General features: G+C 50.5%; 18 protein-coding genes and 3 pseudogenes. 19 read left to right on the top strand and 2 right to left on the bottom strand.

The annotated features are described in order from the left end of the window. The 3 genes and pseudogenes from HKD46_RS19645 to HKD46_RS19635 form a co-directional block, all read left to right on the top strand. A pseudogene (locus tag HKD46_RS19645) lies at positions 1 to 119 on the top strand (IS5/IS1182 family transposase); the annotation flags it as partial. Between the two features lie 199 nt (positions 120 to 318). Continuing rightward, on the top strand, positions 319 to 807 hold the full coding sequence (locus HKD46_RS19640; RefSeq protein ID WP_171865849.1) for a hypothetical protein: 489 nt from the start codon (positions 319 to 321) through the stop codon (positions 805 to 807). Positions 808 to 866: 59 nt separating this feature from the next. After that, entirely contained in the window at positions 867 to 2,084 is a 1,218-nt protein-coding gene (locus HKD46_RS19635; protein WP_171865848.1) for a glycosyltransferase family 2 protein, read from the top strand. Positions 2,085 to 2,225: 141 nt separating this feature from the next. Here HKD46_RS19635 and HKD46_RS21650 read toward each other — a convergent pair whose 3' ends face one another. Beyond that, the gene (locus HKD46_RS21650; protein WP_171865847.1) at positions 2,226 to 2,363 is read right to left on the bottom strand and encodes an IS1 family transposase; all 138 of its coding nucleotides are present in this window, start codon (positions 2,361 to 2,363) and stop codon (positions 2,226 to 2,228) included. Positions 2,364 to 2,435: 72 nt separating this feature from the next. Here HKD46_RS21650 and HKD46_RS19625 point away from each other — a divergent pair, with 72 nt between their 5' ends. The 16 genes and pseudogenes from HKD46_RS19625 to HKD46_RS19550 all read left to right on the top strand — a co-directional run. Beyond that, entirely contained in the window at positions 2,436 to 3,821 is a 1,386-nt protein-coding gene (locus tag HKD46_RS19625) for a tetratricopeptide repeat protein (RefSeq protein WP_171865846.1), read from the top strand. Positions 3,822 to 4,152: 331 nt separating this feature from the next. After that, the gene (locus HKD46_RS19620; RefSeq protein WP_171865845.1) at positions 4,153 to 5,376 is read left to right on the top strand and encodes a glycosyltransferase family 2 protein; all 1,224 of its coding nucleotides are present in this window, start codon (positions 4,153 to 4,155) and stop codon (positions 5,374 to 5,376) included. An 81-nt stretch (positions 5,377 to 5,457) separates the two neighbouring features. Further along, positions 5,458 to 6,624: a nucleotide sugar dehydrogenase gene (locus tag HKD46_RS19615; RefSeq protein WP_171865844.1), complete on the top strand. Its 1,167-nt coding sequence runs from the start codon at positions 5,458 to 5,460 to the stop codon at positions 6,622 to 6,624. 75 nt (positions 6,625 to 6,699) lie between these two features. Next, positions 6,700 to 8,028 (top strand): alginate O-acetyltransferase AlgX-related protein, encoded by a 1,329-nt coding sequence (locus HKD46_RS19610; protein WP_171865843.1) that lies wholly within the window; start codon positions 6,700 to 6,702, stop codon positions 8,026 to 8,028. A 323-nt stretch (positions 8,029 to 8,351) separates the two neighbouring features. Continuing rightward, on the top strand, positions 8,352 to 8,732 hold the full coding sequence (locus HKD46_RS19605) for a hypothetical protein (protein WP_171865842.1): 381 nt from the start codon (positions 8,352 to 8,354) through the stop codon (positions 8,730 to 8,732). A 38-nt stretch (positions 8,733 to 8,770) separates the two neighbouring features. After that, complete coding sequence (locus HKD46_RS19600) at positions 8,771 to 9,718, top strand: glycosyltransferase family 92 protein (RefSeq protein ID WP_235673885.1); 948 nt, start codon at positions 8,771 to 8,773, stop codon at positions 9,716 to 9,718. Between the two features lie 91 nt (positions 9,719 to 9,809). After that, the gene (locus HKD46_RS19595; protein WP_171865841.1) at positions 9,810 to 11,825 is read left to right on the top strand and encodes a glycosyltransferase; all 2,016 of its coding nucleotides are present in this window, start codon (positions 9,810 to 9,812) and stop codon (positions 11,823 to 11,825) included. After that, positions 11,813 to 12,835: a glycosyltransferase family 1 protein gene (locus HKD46_RS19590; RefSeq protein WP_171865840.1), complete on the top strand. Its 1,023-nt coding sequence runs from the start codon at positions 11,813 to 11,815 to the stop codon at positions 12,833 to 12,835. Before HKD46_RS19595 ends, HKD46_RS19590 begins: the two co-directional genes overlap by 13 nt. A 122-nt stretch (positions 12,836 to 12,957) precedes the next feature. Next, the gene (locus HKD46_RS19585; RefSeq protein ID WP_171865839.1) at positions 12,958 to 13,740 is read left to right on the top strand and encodes a class I SAM-dependent methyltransferase; all 783 of its coding nucleotides are present in this window, start codon (positions 12,958 to 12,960) and stop codon (positions 13,738 to 13,740) included. Between the two features lie 25 nt (positions 13,741 to 13,765). Further along, complete coding sequence (rfbB, locus tag HKD46_RS19580; protein ID WP_171865838.1) at positions 13,766 to 14,851, top strand: dTDP-glucose 4,6-dehydratase; 1,086 nt, start codon at positions 13,766 to 13,768, stop codon at positions 14,849 to 14,851. Then, positions 14,851 to 15,738: a dTDP-4-dehydrorhamnose reductase gene (gene rfbD / locus HKD46_RS19575; protein ID WP_171865837.1), complete on the top strand. Its 888-nt coding sequence runs from the start codon at positions 14,851 to 14,853 to the stop codon at positions 15,736 to 15,738. The genes rfbB and rfbD overlap by 1 nt, the downstream gene beginning before the upstream one ends. Before the next feature lie 123 nt (positions 15,739 to 15,861). After that, entirely contained in the window at positions 15,862 to 16,734 is an 873-nt protein-coding gene (rfbA, locus tag HKD46_RS19570; RefSeq protein ID WP_171865836.1) for a glucose-1-phosphate thymidylyltransferase RfbA, read from the top strand. Between the two features lie 49 nt (positions 16,735 to 16,783). Further along, complete coding sequence (gene rfbC / locus HKD46_RS19565) at positions 16,784 to 17,335, top strand: dTDP-4-dehydrorhamnose 3,5-epimerase (RefSeq protein WP_161470645.1); 552 nt, start codon at positions 16,784 to 16,786, stop codon at positions 17,333 to 17,335. Positions 17,336 to 17,442: 107 nt separating this feature from the next. Beyond that, a complete protein-coding gene (locus HKD46_RS19560; protein WP_235673886.1) occupies positions 17,443 to 19,470 on the top strand; it encodes a capsular polysaccharide biosynthesis protein in 2,028 nt (675 codons plus the stop codon). A gap of 7 nt (positions 19,471 to 19,477) precedes the next feature. Next, complete coding sequence (locus HKD46_RS19555; RefSeq protein WP_161470643.1) at positions 19,478 to 20,791, top strand: capsule biosynthesis protein; 1,314 nt, start codon at positions 19,478 to 19,480, stop codon at positions 20,789 to 20,791. Positions 20,792 to 20,896: 105 nt separating this feature from the next. Further along, positions 20,897 to 21,025 (top strand): annotated as a pseudogene (locus HKD46_RS19550) (IS630 family transposase); the annotation flags it as partial. On the opposite strand, the pseudogene HKD46_RS19545 reads toward HKD46_RS19550, so the two are convergent. Then, a pseudogene (locus HKD46_RS19545) lies at positions 21,005 to 21,227 on the bottom strand (transposase); the annotation flags it as partial. The pseudogenes HKD46_RS19550 and HKD46_RS19545 overlap by 21 nt on opposite strands.

The following is a 21,227-nucleotide window of genomic DNA, read 5'->3' as shown; positions in this document are numbered from 1 at the left end:
TCGTGAAAGCCAGATACAAGGGGTTGCTGAAAAACGATAACCAACTGGCGATGTTATTCACGCTGGCCAACCTGTTTCGGGCGGACCAAATGATACGTCAGTGGGAGAGATCTCACTAAAAACTGGGGATAACGCCTTAAATGGCGAAGAAACGGTCTAAATAGGCTGATTCAAGGCATTTACGGGAGAAAAAATCGGCTCAAACATGAAGAAATGAAATGACTGAGTCAGCCGAGAAGAATTTCCCCGCTTATTCGCACCTTCCCTAGAGGTGCTGAAATATCTACTGGTATTCATAAAAACTATATTCCTGTTCCATTGTCATTCTATGAAAAGATAATAAATGAGACTGGTTTAAAACCTGTTTTTGTTGGCCAGTTAGGTGATGATGAGTATTCAATAGCACTAAAAAATAAGTTCCCTGATGCCCTATACCCCAAGTTTGACTCGTGGGAAGATGACTTTAATGTAATAAGAACTTCCATTAATATAATTCCAGCAATAAGTACTTTTTCATGGTTGGCAAGCTGGCTATCGGAAACAGCTAAAAAAATATATTTCCCAATCATGGGACTATATCACCCCATAGCTAGGCCTGATATAGACATGCTCCCTATATCTGATGACCGATATGATTTTTATCTCACCAACATTCTTGAATGGGGGGAACCTAAAAAAACAATAAAATCGCTAATTTCAGATACTATCCCCTTCCGTAAAATAGATGGAAATGGCCTCCTAGATGAACTTCCCCTAACAGTTTCTACCGAAGGCAGTGATATTATTGGTCTTCAGCTTTCAAAATAATAGAAATATATAACTAAATATATATTTTCATTACTATTAATCTCTTTAAAGGAGAAAATATGATATCAATAGCCGCCATTTTCAAAAATGAAAAACCTTTTATTATAGAGTGGTTAGCCTATCACATGGTACTGGGTATCAAAGATTTTTATATTGCAGATAATATAAGCTCTGATGGAGGTAGTGAGCTTTTATATTTTCTAGACAAAGCAAAGCTAATCAAAAGGGTTGACTATCCGACACAGGATGGCGTTCCCCCACAACTGGGAGCGTACAGCAAAATATTATCAATGCTTGATGCAGACAAGTGGGTGGCATTTATTGATGCAGATGAGTTCATCTCACCAAATGACTATGAAGATGGTTTAAATAAACTAACACCACTATTAAATGATAAGGCAAATGGTGCTATATCTCTCAACTGGGCTGTATATGGTTCTTCTCATTCAATTTTACCTGATGATGGTCTTGTCATAGAGCGGTTTGTCAAGAGAGCGGCAGATCGTCATCCCGTTAATCGGCACTACAAATCAATAGTTCGCGTTTCTGATGTTATTAGAACAGGGCCGACACCCCATGCTTTTATAATTAAATCGGATAAGAAATTTGTCATGCCAAATGGAGAGCAGCAGCACAATCTTGATGGAATAAGCGAAGTTATTGACTGGTCAGCCATTAGATTGAATCATTATGTGATAAAGTCAAAGTCTGAGTTCTTAAATAAGAAGGCGGCTCGGGGTAGAGCTACAACCCTAAAAGATAGTCTTGGTAGAAATCTGCAGTTCTTTAAAAATCATGACTTGAACGACGTTGAGCAACATATTCCATCATGGTTTTTAAGAAAAGTTAAGCGCCAAATTAAAACTATCAATGAAAAATTACTTGATAATGGATATCAACCATTCATAGACATAAGTGGTGAGCCTCTTTATAAGACTAACAAAAATATGGGGGTTGGCTTTATTGATTCAATTACAAAAAATGGTAGTGCTATAGTCCTTAAAGGCTGGGCTGTAGATAATGACAAGAAACCATGCAATAGTATTGCAGTGGTTATAAATAACTCCATTTTGATACATCCAGACTCGATATCATTTTATGACCGGCCTGATGTAAAAAAGGCAGGAATTGGTGATGGGGTCGGATCTGGATTTATATGCACGTTGTCGCTCCCCACTCAAACTATATCAAGCGTTCAGGTATACACTTTAAATCAGGCTGGATTAGCTAGTTTAGAATTCCCACTCAATGAAGAGTTAACTTTAAACTTGGTTTAAAATTGTAATGAATTACCTGATTACCCATGATTAGGGCCTAAAACCTCAGATCACTTAATAAGTGGTTTGATAAACAAAAATACAATTAATAAATCATCTCCTTACTATTAAACAGTATGGGCTTTATTGTTGTACGTATTTTTATACCAGAATAGATGGGGCTGGAGGGCAACGATAGCGCACATGTCTGGCAGCGTTCTTACAATGATGTAAAATACGGTCTGATTGACACCGTAGACAATAAACGGTGATAGTGGCTATAAAAATTTCGTGTTTCAATAACGGTTATCTAACACGATGATACTAAACCCACTGCTACCAGCATCGACTTCTCTTATTTAAGTGGCAATTATGTTTCCTACAGAACGTAAATATGTAAATGGAATTTGCTTTCTTTCGTTTGACTTACCGGGGTACTTTATTGACTATATTCCGGTGGAGGGAGCAACGAAACTTGTTTTTACTTTTGAGAATGCTGACCAACCGAGTCGGCCACGGCCTGATGGTCTTCGCGAACCTTGGGGCGGGATGTGGTTACATAATCGGGGCTACGCTGTTGTTGGAGTTAAACCGAAAGCAGTTGAGTGGTATCGAGGACGAGATCTACACGAATTCTTTCGTTCCAACTATTTGCAGAGTTTGGTGAACCAGTTTGATCAGGTTTTTTTGTATGGCTCCTCAATGGGAGGTTTTGCAGCTATGACATTCGCTGATGCGATACCTGGCGCATCGGTCATTGCGTTCAATCCCCAATCTACTTTGAATCCCCGTTTGGTCCCGTGGGAAACTCGATACCAAGAAGGACGAAGTCAAGATTGGTCAGGCGACTTTGCGGATGCTCGTATCGGCGCCTCTAAGGCAAAGTCCGTTTTCGTTGCATATGACCCATTGTTCGACCTCGACAGTAAGCATGTCGCTCGCTTAGAGCAAGCAAACCTTATCCCTTTCAAGATGCCACTGGTTGGACACATCATTGCAGGGTACATGAATGAGGTCGGCGTTCTTTCCGCTTTTGTGGAGGGGGCATTGGCTGGCACATTGACCGCCCGAGAGTGCAGTATTCTGGCTCGCAATCGCCGTAAAACACCTCGCTACTTTTACTGCTTGGGGAAAAGGTCGCGTTCAGTCGCAGTTAAGGAAGCTTGTCTGCGAAAGATAGCAAAATTCCAGAAAATAATGCCAGATTATCAGCGAAGCTTCATGGATTTACTGTCTTCAAGTGGTGCTTGGAATTTGCTCCTGGACTTAGAGTTTCAAAAGGATTTGATCGGATTTGATGATGATTTTCTATTTTCAGTACTAAAGCTAACCGCAGATAATAGCTATTTGGTTCATGCGCTTGAAGTTTCTCAAATTGCGATCACGCAGCGTAAAGTAAGTCCCGCTATGCTGGTTTTGATAGCAGAATGTCTGTGGAAATTGAAACGGTTACAAGAAGCAGAAGCTTACGGTAGGTTAGCCGTACATAGTGCGCCTAGTTATGGCAATGCTTACCGGATTCTCGCAAGAATTCTGTTTTCAGACAAACGTGCTACTGAGGCGCGTGATGTCGCTCTAGTGGGAGTTGGAGTGGATGGAGCTAGCTTCTTGGGGTGGTGTGATCTTGCTGATTACAACGAAGCTGCCGGTAACTTTGCTGATGCAATAATGGCCGCTGAGCAAGCGGAAAAATTGCAGCCAGATCATCCTCGCTCAAAAGCATCGATTGCAAGGCTGCTTTTACATGTATCCTCTTAACTAGTCTTAAGTGCCGTTAACAAAACCGTTTGACTCGAATGATGTTAGATGATGATGAGTATTTAGTAGCACTAATAATAAGTGTCCAAACACTCTATATTCCAACATTGACTCTTGGGAAGATTATCTTAATGCAATAATAGACTCTGTTAATATAATTCCAGTGATAATTCTTTCATGAGGGGTTGGCGGGGCACTTGAAATAACTGGAAATCATATATAATAAATTATGGCGTATATAATATATCACCATAGCAGACCTAGATGTGCGACCCATCTCCGATGAGAGATATACTTTCTGGTTTAATTTTATAGCTTCAAAGGAGAAGGCATGATATCAATAGCTTCTATATTTAAAAATGAGAAACCTTTTATTATCGAGTGGTTAGCCTATCACATGGTGCTGGGCATACAAGATTTTTATATTGCAGACAATATAAGTTCTGATGGTGGCAGTGAGCTTTTACATTTTCTAGACAAGGCTAAGCTTATTAAAAGGGTTGACTATCCGACACAGGATGGCGTTCCTCCACAATTGGGAGCGTACAGTAAAATATTATCAATGCTTGGCAAAGATAAGTGGGCGGCATTTATTGATGCAGATGAATTTATTTCACCCAGTAACTATGAAGATGGTTTAAATAAACTTACATCACTATTAAATGATCAGACAATTGGTGCCATATCGCTCAACTGGGCTGTATATGGTTCCTCTCATTCAATTTTACCCGATGATGGTCTTGTCATAGAGCGTTTTGTCAAGAGAGCAGCTGATCTTCATCCCGTTAATCGGCACTATAAATCAATAGTTCGCGTTTCTGATTTTATTGAAACCGGGTCAACACCCCATGCTTTTATTATTAAATCGGATAAGAAATTTGTCATGCCAAATGGAGCGCAGCAACATAACCATGATGGAATAAGCGATGTGATTGACTGGTCAGTCATTAGGCTTAATCATTATGTTATAAAATCAAAGTCTGAGTTCTTAAATAAGAAGGCAGCTCGAGGTAGAGCTACAACCCTAAAAGATAGTCTTGGTAGAAATCTGCAGTTTTTCAAAAATCATGACTTGAACGATGTTGAACAACATATTCCATCATGGTTTTTAAGAAAAGTGAAATGTCAAATTAAAACCATCAATGAAAGACTACTTGACAATGGATATCAACCATCGATAGAGAAGAGTAACGAGCCACTTTATCAAACCACCCAAATGATGGGGGTTGGGTTTGTTGATACAATTAATAAAAATAGCCATGCTATAGTTATTAGAGGCTGGGCTGTCGGTAATGGTAAAAAACCATGTAGCAGTATTGCGATGGTTATAAATAACACTATATTAATTTGTCCAGACTCAATATCATTTCATGACAGGCCTGATGTAAAACAAGCTGGAATTGGTGATGGTATTGGATGCGGCTTCACAGTGTCAATAACACTGCCTAGAGTATCTATATCTAGTGTTGACTTTTATGCACTAAATACTGCCGGACTAGCCGTTGTTGAATTAAAGGCCAATACTCAGACATTGGATGTATTAGTCTCAAAGTGATTTCATAAATCCTTACTATTAATCAGCTTTATTTATTCGTGTGTTGATGTAGACACAATGTTTTTTTATGACGAGGCTAATATGAAAATAACAATCGCGGGTACAGGCTATGTAGGTCTTTCCAATGCGGTACTACTAGCCCAACACCATCAGGTGATAGCCTTGGATGTGGTGCCAGAAAAAGTTGAACTGATTAATCGCCGTCAATCTCCCATCGCCGATAAAGAGCTGGAGACCTATCTGGCGGACAAGTCGCTTAATCTCAAGGCGACGCTGGATAAATTCGAGGCCTATGAAGCGGCCGACTTTGTGATCATCGCCACCCCTACCGACTACGATCCCGAGACCAACTACTTCAATACCGGCACGGTCGAGGCGGTGATCCGCGATGTGATGGCCATCAACCCGCAGGCGGTAATGGTGATAAAATCCACCATTCCGGTGGGCTTTACCGAGCGGATGCGCAGTGAATTGGGTACCGAGAACCTGATGTTCTCCCCCGAATTCCTGCGCGAAGGCCGGGCGCTCTATGACAACCTGCACCCTTCGCGCATCGTGGTCGGCGAGCGCAGCGAGCGGGCCCAACGCTTTGCCGAGTTGCTGCAACAGGGCGCCATCAAACAGGATGTGCCCGTGCTGCTGACCGGCAGCACAGAGGCCGAGGCCATCAAGCTCTTTGCCAACACCTATCTGGCCATGCGGGTGGCTTACTTCAACGAGCTGGACACCTATGCCCAGGCTCATGGCCTTGACAGCCGCCAGATCATCGAAGGGATTGGCCTGGATCCGCGCATCGGCAGCCACTACAACAACCCCTCCTTTGGCTACGGCGGTTACTGCCTGCCCAAGGACACCAAGCAGTTGCTGGCCAACTACCACCAGGTGCCCAACAACCTGATCCGCGCCATCGTCGATGCCAATACCACCCGCAAGGACTTTATTGCCGACAGCGTGCTGCGCCGCAACCCCAAGGTAGTCGGTATCCACCGCCTGGTGATGAAGGCGGGCTCGGACAACTTCCGCTCATCCGCCATCCAGGGGATCATGAAGCGGATCAAGGCCAAGGGGATCGAGGTGGTGATCTTCGAGCCTACCTTCAAGGAGGAGAGCTTCTTCCACTCCCGGGTCATCCGCAGCCTGGAGGAGTTCAAGGCCGTGAGCGACGTCATTCTGTGCAACCGCATGGCCGCTGAGCTCACCGATGTCACCGACAAGGTCTATACCCGGGATCTTTTCGGTTCTGATTGATGGCGGGCTTGCCCGTGCGCTCCCCAGCCATCACCAAGGGGATCTGGCTGGGGGCTACCGCGACAAAGAGTGATTTTGAGAACTGATATGCCAGATGTGATGACCAAACAGATTATGGTCACCCCGTTGCAACATGGAGTTGCCGATCTGGGGTTTGCCATTGACACCCCCAGGACCGAAGAGATCACGCTCTTTGCCTCTTCGATGCTCAAGCTATCAGGATGGGCACTGCACAATAAAAAGTCCGTAGACATAGTGGTCAGGCATCAGCATGGTGAATACGCCTTTAAATGCAACAGAGTCAGGCCTGACGTATCAAAAAAACGCGATATGGATGCCGACGCACTCTGCGGGTTTCTTATTCCCATCACTTTCTCTGGCGGCTTTGATGTCGGTTTTATTGTCGAGAATAAGGTAGCCTGGGGGGCAAGAGTGGATGTTTTTCCTGCAGCGAAAATACTGCTTGGAAAATCAGGTCACCTTTTTTTAGACAATGACAACAATAACAGCGTGGCGCAATTTATCGGGCAGACATTGATATCCGATGAATGCCTCTCTTTATGGCAAGCCTATTTTTCTGCGCTCAATCAATGCGTGGATAATCGCCAAGCAAAGCGAGTCTTTATGCTGGCACCCGCCAAGGAACTGGTGCTTCCACACTATTATCCGCACCCAAAAGCGGACATTACGCCAGTGGAGCAGTTTCTTGTTCACTTCCAGCGAGCAGGTATCATGTATCCAAGAGAAGCATTGAGTCAGGCTGGTGACGCCACCTATTCAAAGCAGGATACCCACTGGACCGACTATGGTGCCGGCATCGCCGTTGACCATATGCTATGCAAGCTGGGTTTGTCATTGAAAGAGCCCTTCCCCTTTGCCTTTCGTATTGTCAAGGACACTGGGGATCTTGGTGTGAAGCTTCCAACGCCGACCGACCAAGCGTTAATGAAGGCGGACTTTTCCCCCGCCCTCCAACACCTGGTCTTTGACAATCGCCTAAAAAGCAGGGGCTTGATCCAGGTCTTTCAAAACCCAGAGGCGTCCTTGGCGCACAGCGTTGTCGTGTTTGGCGACTCCTTTGCCTACAACATGATCCCTTATCTCGCCAATGCGTTTGCCAAGGTGGTCTATGTCTTGTCGGGGGCCAGCATCGATGACGAGATAGTGGCCCATGAGCAGCCTGATCTGGTCATCTGTGAGATCACCACTCGCTTCCTGGTGCAGGCACCAGAGTCGAACTACTCGGTTTCGCACGATTGCAAACGAAAAATACTCACCCTGTCGGCCTTGGAACGAGCGAATTATCTTCACACCTTGCAGACGAGCAATCAGAAGCACGCTTTTTATATCCAAAAGACGATTGCCGATCTGGATGTGCCAGCACTCCCGTCACTGGGCGGATAGACTGACGGCAAGATATGTGTGCAAGAAGAGAGTCTGCAAGAGCCTGAGACTGGCCGACACCTTCTGCCTGAACGAACACTTCCAGCGACTGAGTGACCGACACCACTAGATGCGCAAGGAAAAGGTCTGAGGATGACAACCCCCCCCTGAGTTGGGGTAGACTCTTTGCACCAAAGGGAGGCCTGCATGTGCAGCCAGAATATGGCGCCAAGGCAGTCTCGCCTGTGAGCAAAGGGGAGATGAGCGGAGGATGGCAGACATTGTCACGATCCTCGCAAGAGGCGCCCATCACAACAATAAAATGACACGAGTATCAAAACTGGATGACAACCACTTACACCCTGATGACATCGTCACTGGCTACCTCGGGTGGCCAGCTGCGCTGGCATATCGATTCACCCTCACGCAAGGAGCCGTTCACCCTCACCCATGGCCGTATCGTGCTTCAGGGTTGGCTGCTGGCACAAGGAGAGGCCTCCCCCCGGCTTGCCATCAAGACAGGTACCGCGACATATAGCTTTGCTTTCAATGCCAAACGGCCTGACGTTGTTGCTGCCATCTTGCAGCAACCCGCAGACAATCACCCCAGATTGTGCTGCGGCTTCAATATCGCTGTGCCCTTCTCTGACCGTATCACCCTGGGGTTGGAGTCTGATGGCCTCATTACCTGGCTGGAGGAGTTGACCTTCTCCCCCACCATATAAGGCAACCGCGCTAATTTGTGCCGGTATTCATCTATAGGATGAAACCGGCACTACACCCTGATTATCAATTGGACGATAAATTGAACCTCTATATTGCTGCCATCATTAAAGATGAATATTCAGGTCTGCTTGAGTGGATTGCCTACCACCGGGTATTAGGTGTGACCGGATTTATGATTGCCGATAATGGTAGTCGCGACGGTAGTACAGAACTGCTTGCCTCTCTCGCCAGATTGGGGATTGTGAGCACATTTGAGCAGCCCGATCTGGATAATCAAAAACCGCAATTACCTGCCTACGAGCGTATATTGCGTAGCTGCCCCCCCGAGGTTGATCTGCTTGCCTTTATCGATGCCGATGAATTTTTATTGCCATTGACTGATGATCTTGGGCTGACCGATTTTCTTGCTTCCCGCTTTCAGGATGAGAGCGTCAGTGCTCTCGCCCTGAACTGGTCAAATTTTGGTTCCAGTGGCGAGCTGTTTGCCGAGGACGGCCTGGTGACTGAGCGTTTTACCAAGCGCGCGCCTCAATCTTTCAATGTTCACCACAATTTCAAAAGCGTCGTGAGGCCACAGCGGGTGAATCGTTTTCATAATCCTCACTACGCCGACTTGCGCTATGGCCGTTATGTCGATGCCTTGGGCAATGACGTGATACTGCATCCCAAGCATGGCAACGGAGTCAGTGCCGAGGTGCTCTGGAGCGGGGTGAGGGTTAATCACTATGCCGTCAAATCACTGGAAGAGTTTCTGCTCGGCAAGCATCTGCGGGGCAGTGCGGCCACCGCGAACCGGGTCAAGCACAAGGCCTATTTCAAGGCCCATGATCGCAACGATGAGACTTGTCTGCTTGCCGCCGCCCTGGCCCCCAGAGTAAAAGCAGAAATGGCCGCCCTGAACGAGCGACTCGCAGCCCTTCCTGCAGATGGCTCCCCCTCTGGTCGCTCCTGGCTTGGTGCCAGAATGAAGAAATGGATGGGTTGACACCGCCACATTAGTGTTTCTCTTACCCACGTTTGCCGGTCACGCCTGTGGCCAAACTGGGTGCCCTCTTCTTCGGATTGTGAAACTTGTTATGCATAGCGATTGCCATTGGCAGCCCTTGACGCTGCCAGACTCTTTTTCGTTGCGATCTGGCTGGCTCTTTATTCAGGGCAAAGTCCAGGCTCGTCAGCCACGGGGGAAAACCCGGTTACGCTGGCAATGCCGCCAGGGACGCTGGCATGAAAAAACACTGCCCGTAACGCGCCGTGGCACATTGCAAGAGCTGGTCCATCTCCCCAAGGGGGCCAGTCAACTCGCCCTGTTGGCGAGCAGTGAAGGGGCTGATTGCCAGGTTGAGGTCGGCCAGATTCGTCAGGTGTCGTCCATCGAGAGCCTCTGGCGCCGTCTGCGCCGGGTATGGCCCTTCTACGGGCAGCTGAATGCTCAAAAGCGCAGGCGACTGGGGTTATCCTGGCATCTGTGGTTCACCAATCTTCCTCTGGCATATGAACTGGTTGGCAATCTGCGTGATGACAGACCCCTGCACGCCTACGAACACTGGCTGGCCAGCTTCGATACCTTGCTGCCAGGTGATCGCCAGATGATCACCCGTGTGCTGGCTCGTTGGGACAACTTGCCCCATGTCTGTCTGCATCTGGTGGGGGAAGGAGATAGCACGGCACGGCAGCGCACCCTTGCCAGCATAGAGACACTCTGCTACCCGACAAGCCATGTCACCTTGCTGGAGCAGAGCGCTGACAGACCTGAGTCGGAGCACACTGCCGAAACCTGGCATTGGGCCATCCCCCTTGGGGCAGAGATCGCGCCTGCCGCGCTCTTTTGGGTCGCCAACCAGTTACGTATGACTCCTCATGTAAAATGGATCTACGGGGATCACGATCTGCTGGATCACAGTGGCAAACGCCACTCTCCCCACTTCAAACCGGATTGGAATGAAACACTGCTGCACGGCCAGAACTACATAGGTTGGTGTGCCCTGTGGCGCGAGCAAGGTGAACCTCTCGTGCCTGCCGACCGGGTCAGCTGTCATCACCAATGGCTGCTACTTTCCCGGCAGTTGGATGCAGGACAGATAGCACATATTCCGGTGCTGATGATGCATCAACCCGGTGAAGAGCAGGATGATCATGGGCTGATCGCTCAGGCGAGCCAAGTGATGCCTTCGGGTGTGACGCTATCCCCTGCGCCCCACGGGATCTGCCGCTGGCACTGGCCATTGCCAGCCCAGCTGCCTCGGGTATCGGTGGTCATCCCCACCCGCAATGGCCTGGCTCATCTCAAGCCCTGCATTGACAGTCTGGTACGGCAGACACGCTATCCCAATCTGGAAATCCTGGTGATGGACAACCAGAGTGACGAGGCCGATACCCTGGCCTATCTGGCCCATGCTGCCCAGGAATACGGGGTGCGGGTGATCCCTTATGACCATCCGTTCAACTATTCGGCCATTAACAATGCGGCCGTGGGCCAGGCCAGTGGTGAGCTCATCTGTTTGCTCAATAACGACACAGAGGTCATGAGCCCGAGCTGGTTGGAAGAGATGGTCTCTCATCTGCTGCGTCCAGGCGTCGGCGTGGTAGGTGCCAAGCTCTATTATGGCGACGGTAGAGTACAGCATGGTGGCGATGCCGTCGGTCCCGGTGGCTGCGCCGATCACTTTCATGCAGGCCTCACCGCTGATGACCCCGGCTATCAACGCAGAGCCGTTTGCGCGCAGGAGCTCTCTGCCGTTACAGCAGCTTGTTTGTTGACCCATCGAGAGCTATTCTTGTCACTGGGTGGTTTGGATGATCTCAATCTGCCCGTTGCCTTCAACGATGTGGATTATTGCCTACGGGCTGGTGAGGCTGGCTGGCGAATTGTCTGGACTCCGTTTGCCGAACTCTATCACCATGAATCGGTCTCTCGTGGCAAGGACGTGACGCCACAACAGTTGGCGCGAGCACAAAAGGAACTGCGTTATATGAAGAAGCGCTGGGCGCAGCGGCTGAAGCACGATCCAGCTTATAATCCCAATTTGAGCTATGACCGCCCGGACTTCTCACTTAGTCATGCTCCCAATGTGGTATTGCCATGGATGAAATGATCAGAAAGGTATTATTCAAAAAATACCGAAAATTAAATAAAAAAGAACATGGTCTTAGCTCTCTATTACATGGTCCATGTCGACGAGTGATCATCTTACATGAAGGTAATTCGCCGACACTGGCCTATTTTCAACAGAGTATAGCCGCACAGTTTAAAGATATAGAGGTAATACTAAAAGACGGTAACGACCTTAGTCATCTTTCAATCCAATCTGACGATGCTATCGTCATCATCAGATTTATATCTTCACACTGGCAGGCTAAAATTGAGTTGGATATTGATAAGCTATCAAGAATCATTTATTTCATGGATGATGACTTGTTAGACCCAGCAGCATTGCAACGTTTGCCTAAAGATTATCGAAAAAAAATATTACGACGAGCTTCCGCTCAACACCAATGGATTACTTCATATTGTGATGAGTTTTGGGTGTCAACCCCTTACCTGAGAAAAAAATACGCTCATTTTGACCCCACAGTTATCAATCCGGTACCACCTAGCCATCTACTTGAACACACACCAATGCTAAGAGTGGCTTATCATGGAACAGGTTCTCATAGAGATGAGAAGATTTGGCTGTATGATGTCATTAATAGCGTTATGGAGTTATGCCAAAATGTCACGTTTGAAATATTTGGCGACCACGATATATATAAACTATATCGCAACATTCCCCGCGTCACAGTGCTCCATCCTATGTCTTGGGAAAACTATTTGGTTTACACCAAAACTCAGCGTATAGATATTGGATTGGCACCATTACTCGACTCTGCGTTCAATGCAGCAAGAGGCCCTGTGAAATTCTATGACTTTGTTCGAATGGGCGCGGTAGGAATATATAGCAACCGTGCACCCTATAAAGGAATAGTGAGGCAGAATGTCGATGGTATTTTGCTTGAGAACGACAGTGAACTATGGGTAAATGCAATTAAAACCTTGTCTCACTCTCATGAAAAAAGAATGCAACTAGCACATAATGCCAAGCAATCTGCCTTGCGCTCTTGCTAATCGTTGATTCCAATCAAGTAAAATATATTTACCAGTATGTTTGGCATTACCATCTCCTTGTGCCAGCAACCTGATATGTTAAAACTGAATTTGCCGCCACACCATTATTTAAGTAGGGTTTTATGCATCCATCCGCTCTATATTTTGGCAAAAAATTCTTCGATACTTACATTAAAGATATTTCAGAACCTCTCAATATAATTGAGATAGGTTCGCAAGATGTGAATGGTAGTATCAGAGATTTCTTTGTATGCAAAGATAATATTATCTATACTGGCTTGGACTTTACCCAAGGGAAAGGTGTTGATATCTTGATCAGCGATCCTTACCGGCTCCCTGTCGAAGATGCATCTACCGATGTTGTCGTGACCAGCTCCTGCCTTGAGCATTCAGAGCTATTTTGGCTCTCATTCAGTGAAATGCTAAGAATTTTGAAGCCTGGTGGCCTTATCTATATGAATGTTCCAAGTAACGGATACATACATAGATACCCTGTCGACTGCTGGCGCTTTTACCCTGATTCAGGAAAGGCTCTAGAAACTTGGGGGCGTCGTTGTGGCTATGGTGTGACGCTACTGGAGTCATTTACCAGCGCACAATTCTCTCATTTGCAAGAAGACAGATGGAGTGATTATATCGCTGTGTTCGCAAAAGGCGATATTTGTGTAAATAACATTCAAAGGATGTCTTTTTGCTCTGATAAAACTCTGAAAAATGTTTACACGAATATTCATGGCAATCAAGACACAGATTTCACCCCCGAAGACTTTAAAATTCAGGAGAAATGTAAAAACCAAGTCGCAGACATTCAAAAAAGATTGGACTTGGTAGTTCAATCTTATGAGAATAAGCTCGCCCAGAAAGATACAGAAATCGAGCAACTTAAATCTTTATTAACCCCTTAAGCGCAGAAAAAAAGAGAGAAACGATATGAAAATCCTTGTGACTGGTGGTGCCGGTTTTATCGGTTCTGCGGTTGTTCGCCATATCATCCAGCATACCCAAGACTCAGTGGTCAACCTCGACAAGCTGACCTATGCGGGCAACCTGGAATCCCTGGCTGAGGTCTCAGGCAGCGATCGCTATGCGTTCGAGCAGGTAGATATCTGCAACCGCGCCGAGCTGGATCGGGTCTTTGCCGCCCACCAACCCGATGCCGTGATGCACCTGGCAGCCGAGAGCCACGTCGATCGCTCCATCACCGGCCCTGCCGATTTCATCGAAACCAATATCGTCGGCACCTATATGCTGCTGGAAGCCGCCCGTGCCTATTGGAACGTGCTGGACGAGACGCGCAAGGCGGCTTTTCGCTTCCATCATATCTCCACCGACGAGGTATATGGCGACCTGCCCCATCCCGATGAAGTGGCTCCCGGTGAGGCGTTGCCGCTCTTCACCGAAACGACCCCTTATGCCCCGAGCAGCCCCTATTCCGCCTCCAAGGCATCGAGCGACCATCTGGTCCGTGCCTGGCGCCGTACCTACGGTCTGCCGACCGTGGTCACCAACTGCTCCAACAACTATGGCCCCTATCACTTCCCCGAGAAGCTGATCCCGCTGGTGATCCTGAATGCTCTGGATGGCAAGCCGCTGCCTGTCTATGGCAAGGGGGACCAGATCCGTGACTGGCTCTATGTGGAAGACCATGCCCGTGCACTCTATACCGTGGTCACCACGGGGGTGATGGGTGAGACCTACAACATCGGTGGCCACAACGAGAAGCAGAACCTGGAGGTGGTACACACCATCTGCGATCTGCTCGATGAGATGGTGCCGAAAGCAGGGTCCTATCGTGATCAAATCACTTATGTGGCCGACCGCCCCGGCCACGACCATCGTTATGCCATCGATGCCAGCAAGATGAGCGCCGAGCTGGATTGGCAGCCGCAAGAGACCTTCGAATCCGGCATCCGCAAAACCGTGCTGTGGTACCTGGACAATCAGCAGTGGGTCAACAACGTCAAAAGCGGGGCCTATCAATCCTGGATTGAGCAGAACTACGGGGAGCGTGCCTGATGCATATCCTGTTGTTCGGCAAGAATGGTCAGGTAGGCTGGGAGTTGCAGCGCTCACTCGCCCCATTGGGCCGGGTTACCGCGGTTGATTTTGATTCCACCGACTATTGCGGTGATTTCAGCAACCCGGCCGGCGTGGCGGAAACGGTGCGCCTGCTCAAGCCGGATGTGATTGTGAATGCTGCGGCCCATACCGCCGTCGACAAGGCGGAAAGCGAGCGGGAATTCGCCGAGCTGCTCAACGCCACCAGCGTGGCTGCGATAGCCAAAGAAGCCGAGGCGTTGGGAGCCTGGTTGGTCCACTACTCTACCGATTACGTCTTCGATGGCAGTGGCGAACGTCCTTGGGTCGAGAGCGATGAGACAGCTCCGCTCAATGTCTATGGGGAGACCAAGCTGGCTGGGGAACAGGCAGCAGCGCTTTGTGCTCACCATCTGATCTTCCGCACCAGCTGGGTCTACGCCGCCCGTGGCGCCAACTTTGCCAAGACCATGCTGCGTTTTGGCAAGGAGCGCAGTGAAATGTCGGTCATCCATGATCAATTTGGCGCTCCGACCGGAGCCGAACTGCTGGCCGACTGCACCGCTCATGCGATCCGGTCCGCGCAACACAAACCCGAAGTGGCGGGGCTCTACCATCTGATCGCCTCCGGCACCACGACCTGGTTTGACTATGCCCAGCTGGTGTTTGCCAAAGCGAGGGCTGCCGGGGTTGAACTGGCGGTCACACAAGTCAATGCCGTACCGACCAGCGCGTTTCCAACGCCGGCCAAACGTCCCCATAACTCGCGACTCGATACCACCAAGTTCCAGCGCACCTTCAATCTGCGCCTGCCGGACTGGACTGTCGGTGTCGAGCGAATGCTGACCGAGATCATCGGAAAATAAGAAAATAAAGACAGCGTGAGTATACCGGTTCACGCTCCAGTAGGGATAAAACGCAAAATGAGTGTTATGCAAGCGCACTCACTTTGATGGGTTACATAATTCAAAGATAAGAAATCAAGTACGATGAACAAACGTAAAGGTATTATTCTGGCCGGTGGCTCTGGCACTCGTCTCTATCCCGTCACCATGGCCGTCAGCAAACAGTTGCTGCCCATCTATGACAAGCCGATGATCTATTATCCGCTGAGCACCCTGATGCTGGCGGGGATCCGCGATATCTTGATCATCAGTACTCCGCAGGATACCCCTCGTTTTGAGCAATTGCTGGGTGATGGCAGCCAGTGGGGCTTGAATCTGCAATACAAGGTACAACCGAGCCCGGATGGCCTGGCACAAGCCTTTGTTCTGGGGGAAGAGTTTATTGGCTCTGACCCCTGTGCCCTGGTGCTGGGTGACAATATCTTCTATGGCCACGACCTGCAGAAACAGTTGGAGGCTGCCGCAGCCAAGCCTTATGGCGCCACCGTGTTTGCCTATCACGTGCATGATCCAGAGCGCTATGGGGTAGTGGAATTTGATAAACAGGGAACGGCGATTTCTCTGGAAGAGAAGCCACTCGAGCCCAAGAGCAACTATGCAGTGACCGGCCTCTATTTCTACGATAACAGCGTGGTGGAGATTGCGAAGAGCCTGAAGCCTTCTCCTCGTGGTGAGCTGGAAATTACCGACGTGAACCGTATCTACCTTGAGCAGGGGAATTTGTCGGTCGCCATGATGGGCCGTGGCTATGCCTGGCTCGATACCGGCACCCATGAAAGCCTGATTGAGGCGAGCAACTTTATTCAGACCATCGAACATCGCCAGGGATTGAAAGTGGCATGTCCTGAAGAAATTGCGTTCCACAAAGGCTTTATCACTGCCGAGCAGGTGATGAAACTGGCGGAGCCGTTGAAAAAGAACGCCTACGGTCAGTATCTGTTGAAAATGCTGAAGTAATAATGTCCCCATGGGGCTATCAGCCCCATTTATACACCAGGTATTCATGATGAATGTTATTCAAACCAAGATCCCCGATGTTTTTATCTTTGAGCCGAAAGTGTTCGGCGATGACCGTGGTTTTTTCTTTGAGAGTTTTAATCACCAGCAATTCGAAGCGGCCATAGGTCGTAGCGTGACCTTTGTACAAGATAACCACTCCAAATCATCCAAAGGCGTATTACGCGGCTTGCACTATCAACTGCCTCCCCACGCCCAGGGTAAACTGGTGCGCTGTGTCGCGGGTGAGGTGTTTGATGTAGCAGTAGATATCCGTAAAAGCTCGCCGACCTTCGGACAATGGGTGGGGGTTCACCTTTCTGGGGAAAACAAGCGGCAGCTGTGGATCCCGGAAGGGTTTGCCCACGGTTTTATCACATTGACTGACACTGCTGAGTTCTTGTACAAAACTACCAATTATTATGCCCCCAGCAGTGATCGAGGCATTAAGTGGAATGATGACTCCATTGCAATTGAATGGCCGGCTCTGGATTGCGATATCATTACGTCCGCAAAAGACAGCGTTGCCAAGTCATTACTCGATGCAGATCTATTTATCTGAATCCCACTCCCCGTTCCGATACGGGGAGTTTTCTACCACGTAGAGCAAAAATGAAATTATTGACAGGTTCAAAAGGCATCCTGGCCAGAAAAGCAAATATTGAACCTATGCTTGGCTGCCAGTTACATCTCTTCCACGACAATATGCCGTTTGCTGACAATGACGTGATAGTGGGCTGGGGTCAAAAGGCCAATACCTATCAAATAAGGCGGAAAGCGACGTCACTGGGCCTGCCCTATTGGCAGCTGGAAGATGGCTTTATTGGCTATATCGGCCATCCGGCCAAGGGTGGCAAGGCGGTGTCCCTTATCGCCGATCCTGTCGGTATCTATTACGATGCCCGCCAACCCAGCCAGCTTGAACAGCTGATCGCCACCCCCTGCGACGCCGCCATGCTGGCGCGAGCCGAGCGGCTTGTCCATGAACTGGTACGCCTTGGGGTCACCAAATACAACTGCTATGCCGGGCGACCCGCCTCTCTCTCTTCTTGTTCGGCGACCAACCTGACGGCGAAGGATGTCGCCGGGCTGCCTGTGGCGCTGGCCCAGCGCCTGCTGCAAGATGGCAGACCCAGAGTCTTGCTGGTGGATCAGGTGGCCGGGGATCTCTCCATTCCCGGCGCTCTGGCCAGCGAGGCGGATTTTATCGCCATGGTGGAGGCGGCGCGGCGCAATCATCCCGATGCCCGCCTCTTGCTTCGCACCCACCCGGATACCCGCTTTGGCAAGAAGCGTGGCGTGCTGGCCAGACTGAAACTGAGCGATGTAGAGATCGTTGCCGACCATTGTCATCCCCATGCCCTGCTCAACCTGGTGGACGCCGTTTACACGGTGTCATCCCAGCTCGGCTTCGAGGCGCTGCTGCTCGGCAAATCGGTGTATTGCTTCGGCATGCCGTTTTATGCGGGTTGGGGCCTGACCCAGGACAGCAAATCGTGTAAACGCCGCAACGTTCAGGTGTCACTGGCCCAACTGGTGGCGGCGGCGCTGATCTGCTATCCCCGCTATCTGGATCCCGTGCTTGGTCAACGCTGCGAGGTGGAAGAGGTGATCGCCATCATCGCCCGCCAGCAGAAGGCCGCTCCCCGCTGGCGCAGGCTCTATCTGGTGGGGTTCTCCTTGTGGAAGCGCGCCTTTATGCAGGCCTTCTGCCGGCCCCTGGCCGAGGAACTCTGCTTTGTGCGCAAGCCGCCAAAACGGCTGACCGGTGACGAGCAAGTGCTGGTGTGGGGCAGTCGTTACCCCGAGCTCACCTCGGCTATTCGGGTGGAAGATGGCTTTATCCGCTCCAAGGGGCTTGGCTCCAACCTGTGTCGCCCCTCTTCCCTGTCGCTGGATCCGGTCGGGATCTATTTCGACAGCCGCAGCCCCAGCGGGCTCGAGCAGTTGCTCAATTACCAGGAGCTGACCCGGTCACAGCTCGACCGGGGTGAGCAACTGCTCACCCTGCTGCGCGAAAACAAGGTGAGCAAATACAATGTCGGCGCCCCGGCGCACTTCACGCCCCCCGCCGATGGCCGTCCCCTGGTGCTGGTGGTGGGCCAGGTGGATGGGGATGCCTCCATCCTGACCGGCAGCCCGACCATTCGCAGCAACGAGCAGTTGCTCTGGGCGGTGCGCGCCGCCAAACCAGAGGCCCACATCCTCTACAAACCCCACCCGGATGTGGTGGCGGGCAATCGGGCCGGGGCTATTTCTGCGGCCTGCCTGGCGGAGTGCGTGGACAGCCAGGTGCTGGATATCGGCCTGACCAGCCTCTATCCCCACGTGGACGAGCTGCACACCATGACTTCTCTGAGCGGCTTCGAGGCGCTGGTGCAAGGGGTCAAGGTGACGACCTGGGGCCAGCCCTTCTACAGCGGCTGGGGGCTGACCACAGATGCCCATCCCCCGGCCCGGCGCCAGCGCTCACTCCCCCTGGCGGCACTGGTCTATCTGACCCTGGTAGCCTATCCGCTCTATATCGATTGGCAGAGCGGACTCTGGATAAGTCCGGAACAGTTGATCCGCCAACTGGCCACACAAGGCCAATCATCTACCCGCAAGTCGAGCCGCTGGCAGCGCTGGCAAGTCAAGCTGAGTTATCTGGCACAGACCCTGCTGCAACGCCCCTCCCTTCCCCAGTTGATGAGATAAGTCGTACATGAAGATTTTGCTGCTGCAAGGACCGCTGGGCCCCTTCTTTCAGACCCTCAGCCAGGCGCTTTCCGACGCTGGCCACGAGGTCTACAAGATCCATTTCAACGGGGGGGATGAGTGCTGGCGCTGCGTGGGCCATAGCGAACGCTTCACCGGCAAGCCGGATACCTGGAACACCTTCTTTCGCCGCTTCATCAAGCGCCATGGCATCGACAGTCTCATCTGTTACGGTGATTGCCGTTACTACCATCAGAAGGCCATCCGTATCTGCAAGCTGAAAAAAATCCGTGTCTGGGCCATGGAGGAGGGCTACCTGCGTCCCGACTTCGTGACCCTGGAGCAAGGGGGCGTCAATGCCTTCAGCCCGCTCTATGCCAAGCGTGACTCGCTGGCCGAGATGACATGGCCAGCGCCTTATGAGGCGCCGCTGAAGGTGGGCAAGACCTTCGCCCGCCGGGCCTGGTATGCCAGCCGCTACCACATCAACAAGAACCTGTTGCGCTGGCGCTACCCCCATTTCGTCAATCACAGGCCCTGGAGTCTCTATCAGGAGGCCAGGGGCTGGGTCGCTGGGGGCCTGGTGAAGTGGAAGCACAGATGGAGCGACCACTCCCTGCTCAAGGCCCTGCCCCGGCACAAGGGGCATATCTTCTTCGTGCCGCTGCAGGTCACCGAAGACTTTCAGATCCGGGAGCATTCGGATTTGAGCGGGGTGGAAGAGATGGTCGCCCAGGTGATGAACTCCTTCGCCGAGCACGCCCGCCGTGAGGATGTGCTGCTGTTCAAGCACCACCCCATGGATCGGGGCTATGTCAGTTATCAATCCCAGATCAACCGGTTGGTGACACTGCTCGGGCTGGAAGGGCGGGTGTTCTATGGCTATGAGCTGCCACTGCCCACCCTCTATCCACTGCTCAAAGGGGTTATCACCATCAACAGCACGGTAGGCCTCTCCGCCCTGTTGCACCATGTGCCGACCTTCTGCATGGGGCGGGCCCTCTATGATCTGCCAGGTCTGACGACAAGAGGCTCCCTTGAAGGGTTTTGGCACAAACAAGATCCGGTTTGCAAAAAGACCTTCGAACGGATGCGCCAGTCATTGCTGCATCTGACCCAGCTCAATGCCAGCTTCTACCGTCATCTGGACATGGGTGCCATGGCCGTGGTGGAGAAGATCCAGCAGCACAATGTGCAGGCCCTCTCTGCCCAGAAGAGTCAACGCGCGGCAACACCTTCCGGCGTTGTCGGGGCCTTGGCCATCCTGAGTGCATTTTGCCTCCTGACCGAGGAGATGCTCACTCCGGTGACCATGCTCTAAATAGCTGTTCCGAATAGTAGATCACAGGAGGAAGGGAACTCAGTCCAGTTTGTGCGATCTCATTAGGCGCGAAACAAAACAAGCCACACCAAAAGGACTGAGTTGATGCCTATCCTACCACCCCTGCCACGACCACAACGGCGCCGCATTCACAAAATCATCCATGCCACGCGTGATAAAGGGCATGCTCGTCGCTTGATGGCCATCTTGCTGTTCCAGGTCGAACGCCGTGTTCATGTCCATCGCCACCGCTTCAATCTGCTGGCATCGCTCGCCGAGCTGCTCGAAGAAGGGACGGATAGCGGCCCTGCTGTTGCCGTGCCCCACCCACAGGACGCGGGTTCGCTCGGCATCCATGATCACGGTGGCATAGCGGTGTCCCTTGTGCAGGGCAAACTCATCCATCACCAGCCGCCGCACCTCCCCAAGTTCGATG

Source organism: Aeromonas sp. TW 6 (genome assembly GCF_013168745.1).
GTDB lineage: Bacteria > Pseudomonadota > Gammaproteobacteria > Enterobacterales > Aeromonadaceae > Aeromonas > Aeromonas caviae.
The sequence above is the reverse complement of the archived record's forward strand: the minus strand, read 5'-3'. Positions and strand labels throughout refer to the sequence as shown.

What these genes read in the sequence shown, in the direction of transcription:
- HKD46_RS19635 (WP_171865848.1), top strand. Translation starts at nt 867, where the DNA reads ATGATATCAATAGCCGCCATTTTCAAAAATGAAAAACCTTTTATTATA.
- HKD46_RS19625 (WP_171865846.1), top strand. Translation starts at nt 2,436, where the DNA reads ATGTTTCCTACAGAACGTAAATATGTAAATGGAATTTGCTTTCTTTCG.
- HKD46_RS19620 (WP_171865845.1), top strand. Translation starts at nt 4,153, where the DNA reads ATGATATCAATAGCTTCTATATTTAAAAATGAGAAACCTTTTATTATC.
- HKD46_RS19615 (WP_171865844.1), top strand. Translation starts at nt 5,458, where the DNA reads ATGAAAATAACAATCGCGGGTACAGGCTATGTAGGTCTTTCCAATGCG.
- HKD46_RS19605 (WP_171865842.1), top strand. Translation starts at nt 8,352, where the DNA reads ATGACAACCACTTACACCCTGATGACATCGTCACTGGCTACCTCGGGT.
- HKD46_RS19600 (WP_235673885.1), top strand. Translation starts at nt 8,771, where the DNA reads ATGAAACCGGCACTACACCCTGATTATCAATTGGACGATAAATTGAAC.
- HKD46_RS19595 (WP_171865841.1), top strand. Translation starts at nt 9,810, where the DNA reads ATGCATAGCGATTGCCATTGGCAGCCCTTGACGCTGCCAGACTCTTTT.
- HKD46_RS19590 (WP_171865840.1), top strand. Translation starts at nt 11,813, where the DNA reads ATGGATGAAATGATCAGAAAGGTATTATTCAAAAAATACCGAAAATTA.
- HKD46_RS19585 (WP_171865839.1), top strand. Translation starts at nt 12,958, where the DNA reads ATGCATCCATCCGCTCTATATTTTGGCAAAAAATTCTTCGATACTTAC.
- rfbB (WP_171865838.1), top strand. Translation starts at nt 13,766, where the DNA reads ATGAAAATCCTTGTGACTGGTGGTGCCGGTTTTATCGGTTCTGCGGTT.
- rfbD (WP_171865837.1), top strand. Translation starts at nt 14,851, where the DNA reads ATGCATATCCTGTTGTTCGGCAAGAATGGTCAGGTAGGCTGGGAGTTG.
- rfbA (WP_171865836.1), top strand. Translation starts at nt 15,862, where the DNA reads ATGAACAAACGTAAAGGTATTATTCTGGCCGGTGGCTCTGGCACTCGT.
- rfbC (WP_161470645.1), top strand. Translation starts at nt 16,784, where the DNA reads ATGAATGTTATTCAAACCAAGATCCCCGATGTTTTTATCTTTGAGCCG.
- HKD46_RS19560 (WP_235673886.1), top strand. Translation starts at nt 17,443, where the DNA reads ATGCTTGGCTGCCAGTTACATCTCTTCCACGACAATATGCCGTTTGCT.
- HKD46_RS19555 (WP_161470643.1), top strand. Translation starts at nt 19,478, where the DNA reads ATGAAGATTTTGCTGCTGCAAGGACCGCTGGGCCCCTTCTTTCAGACC.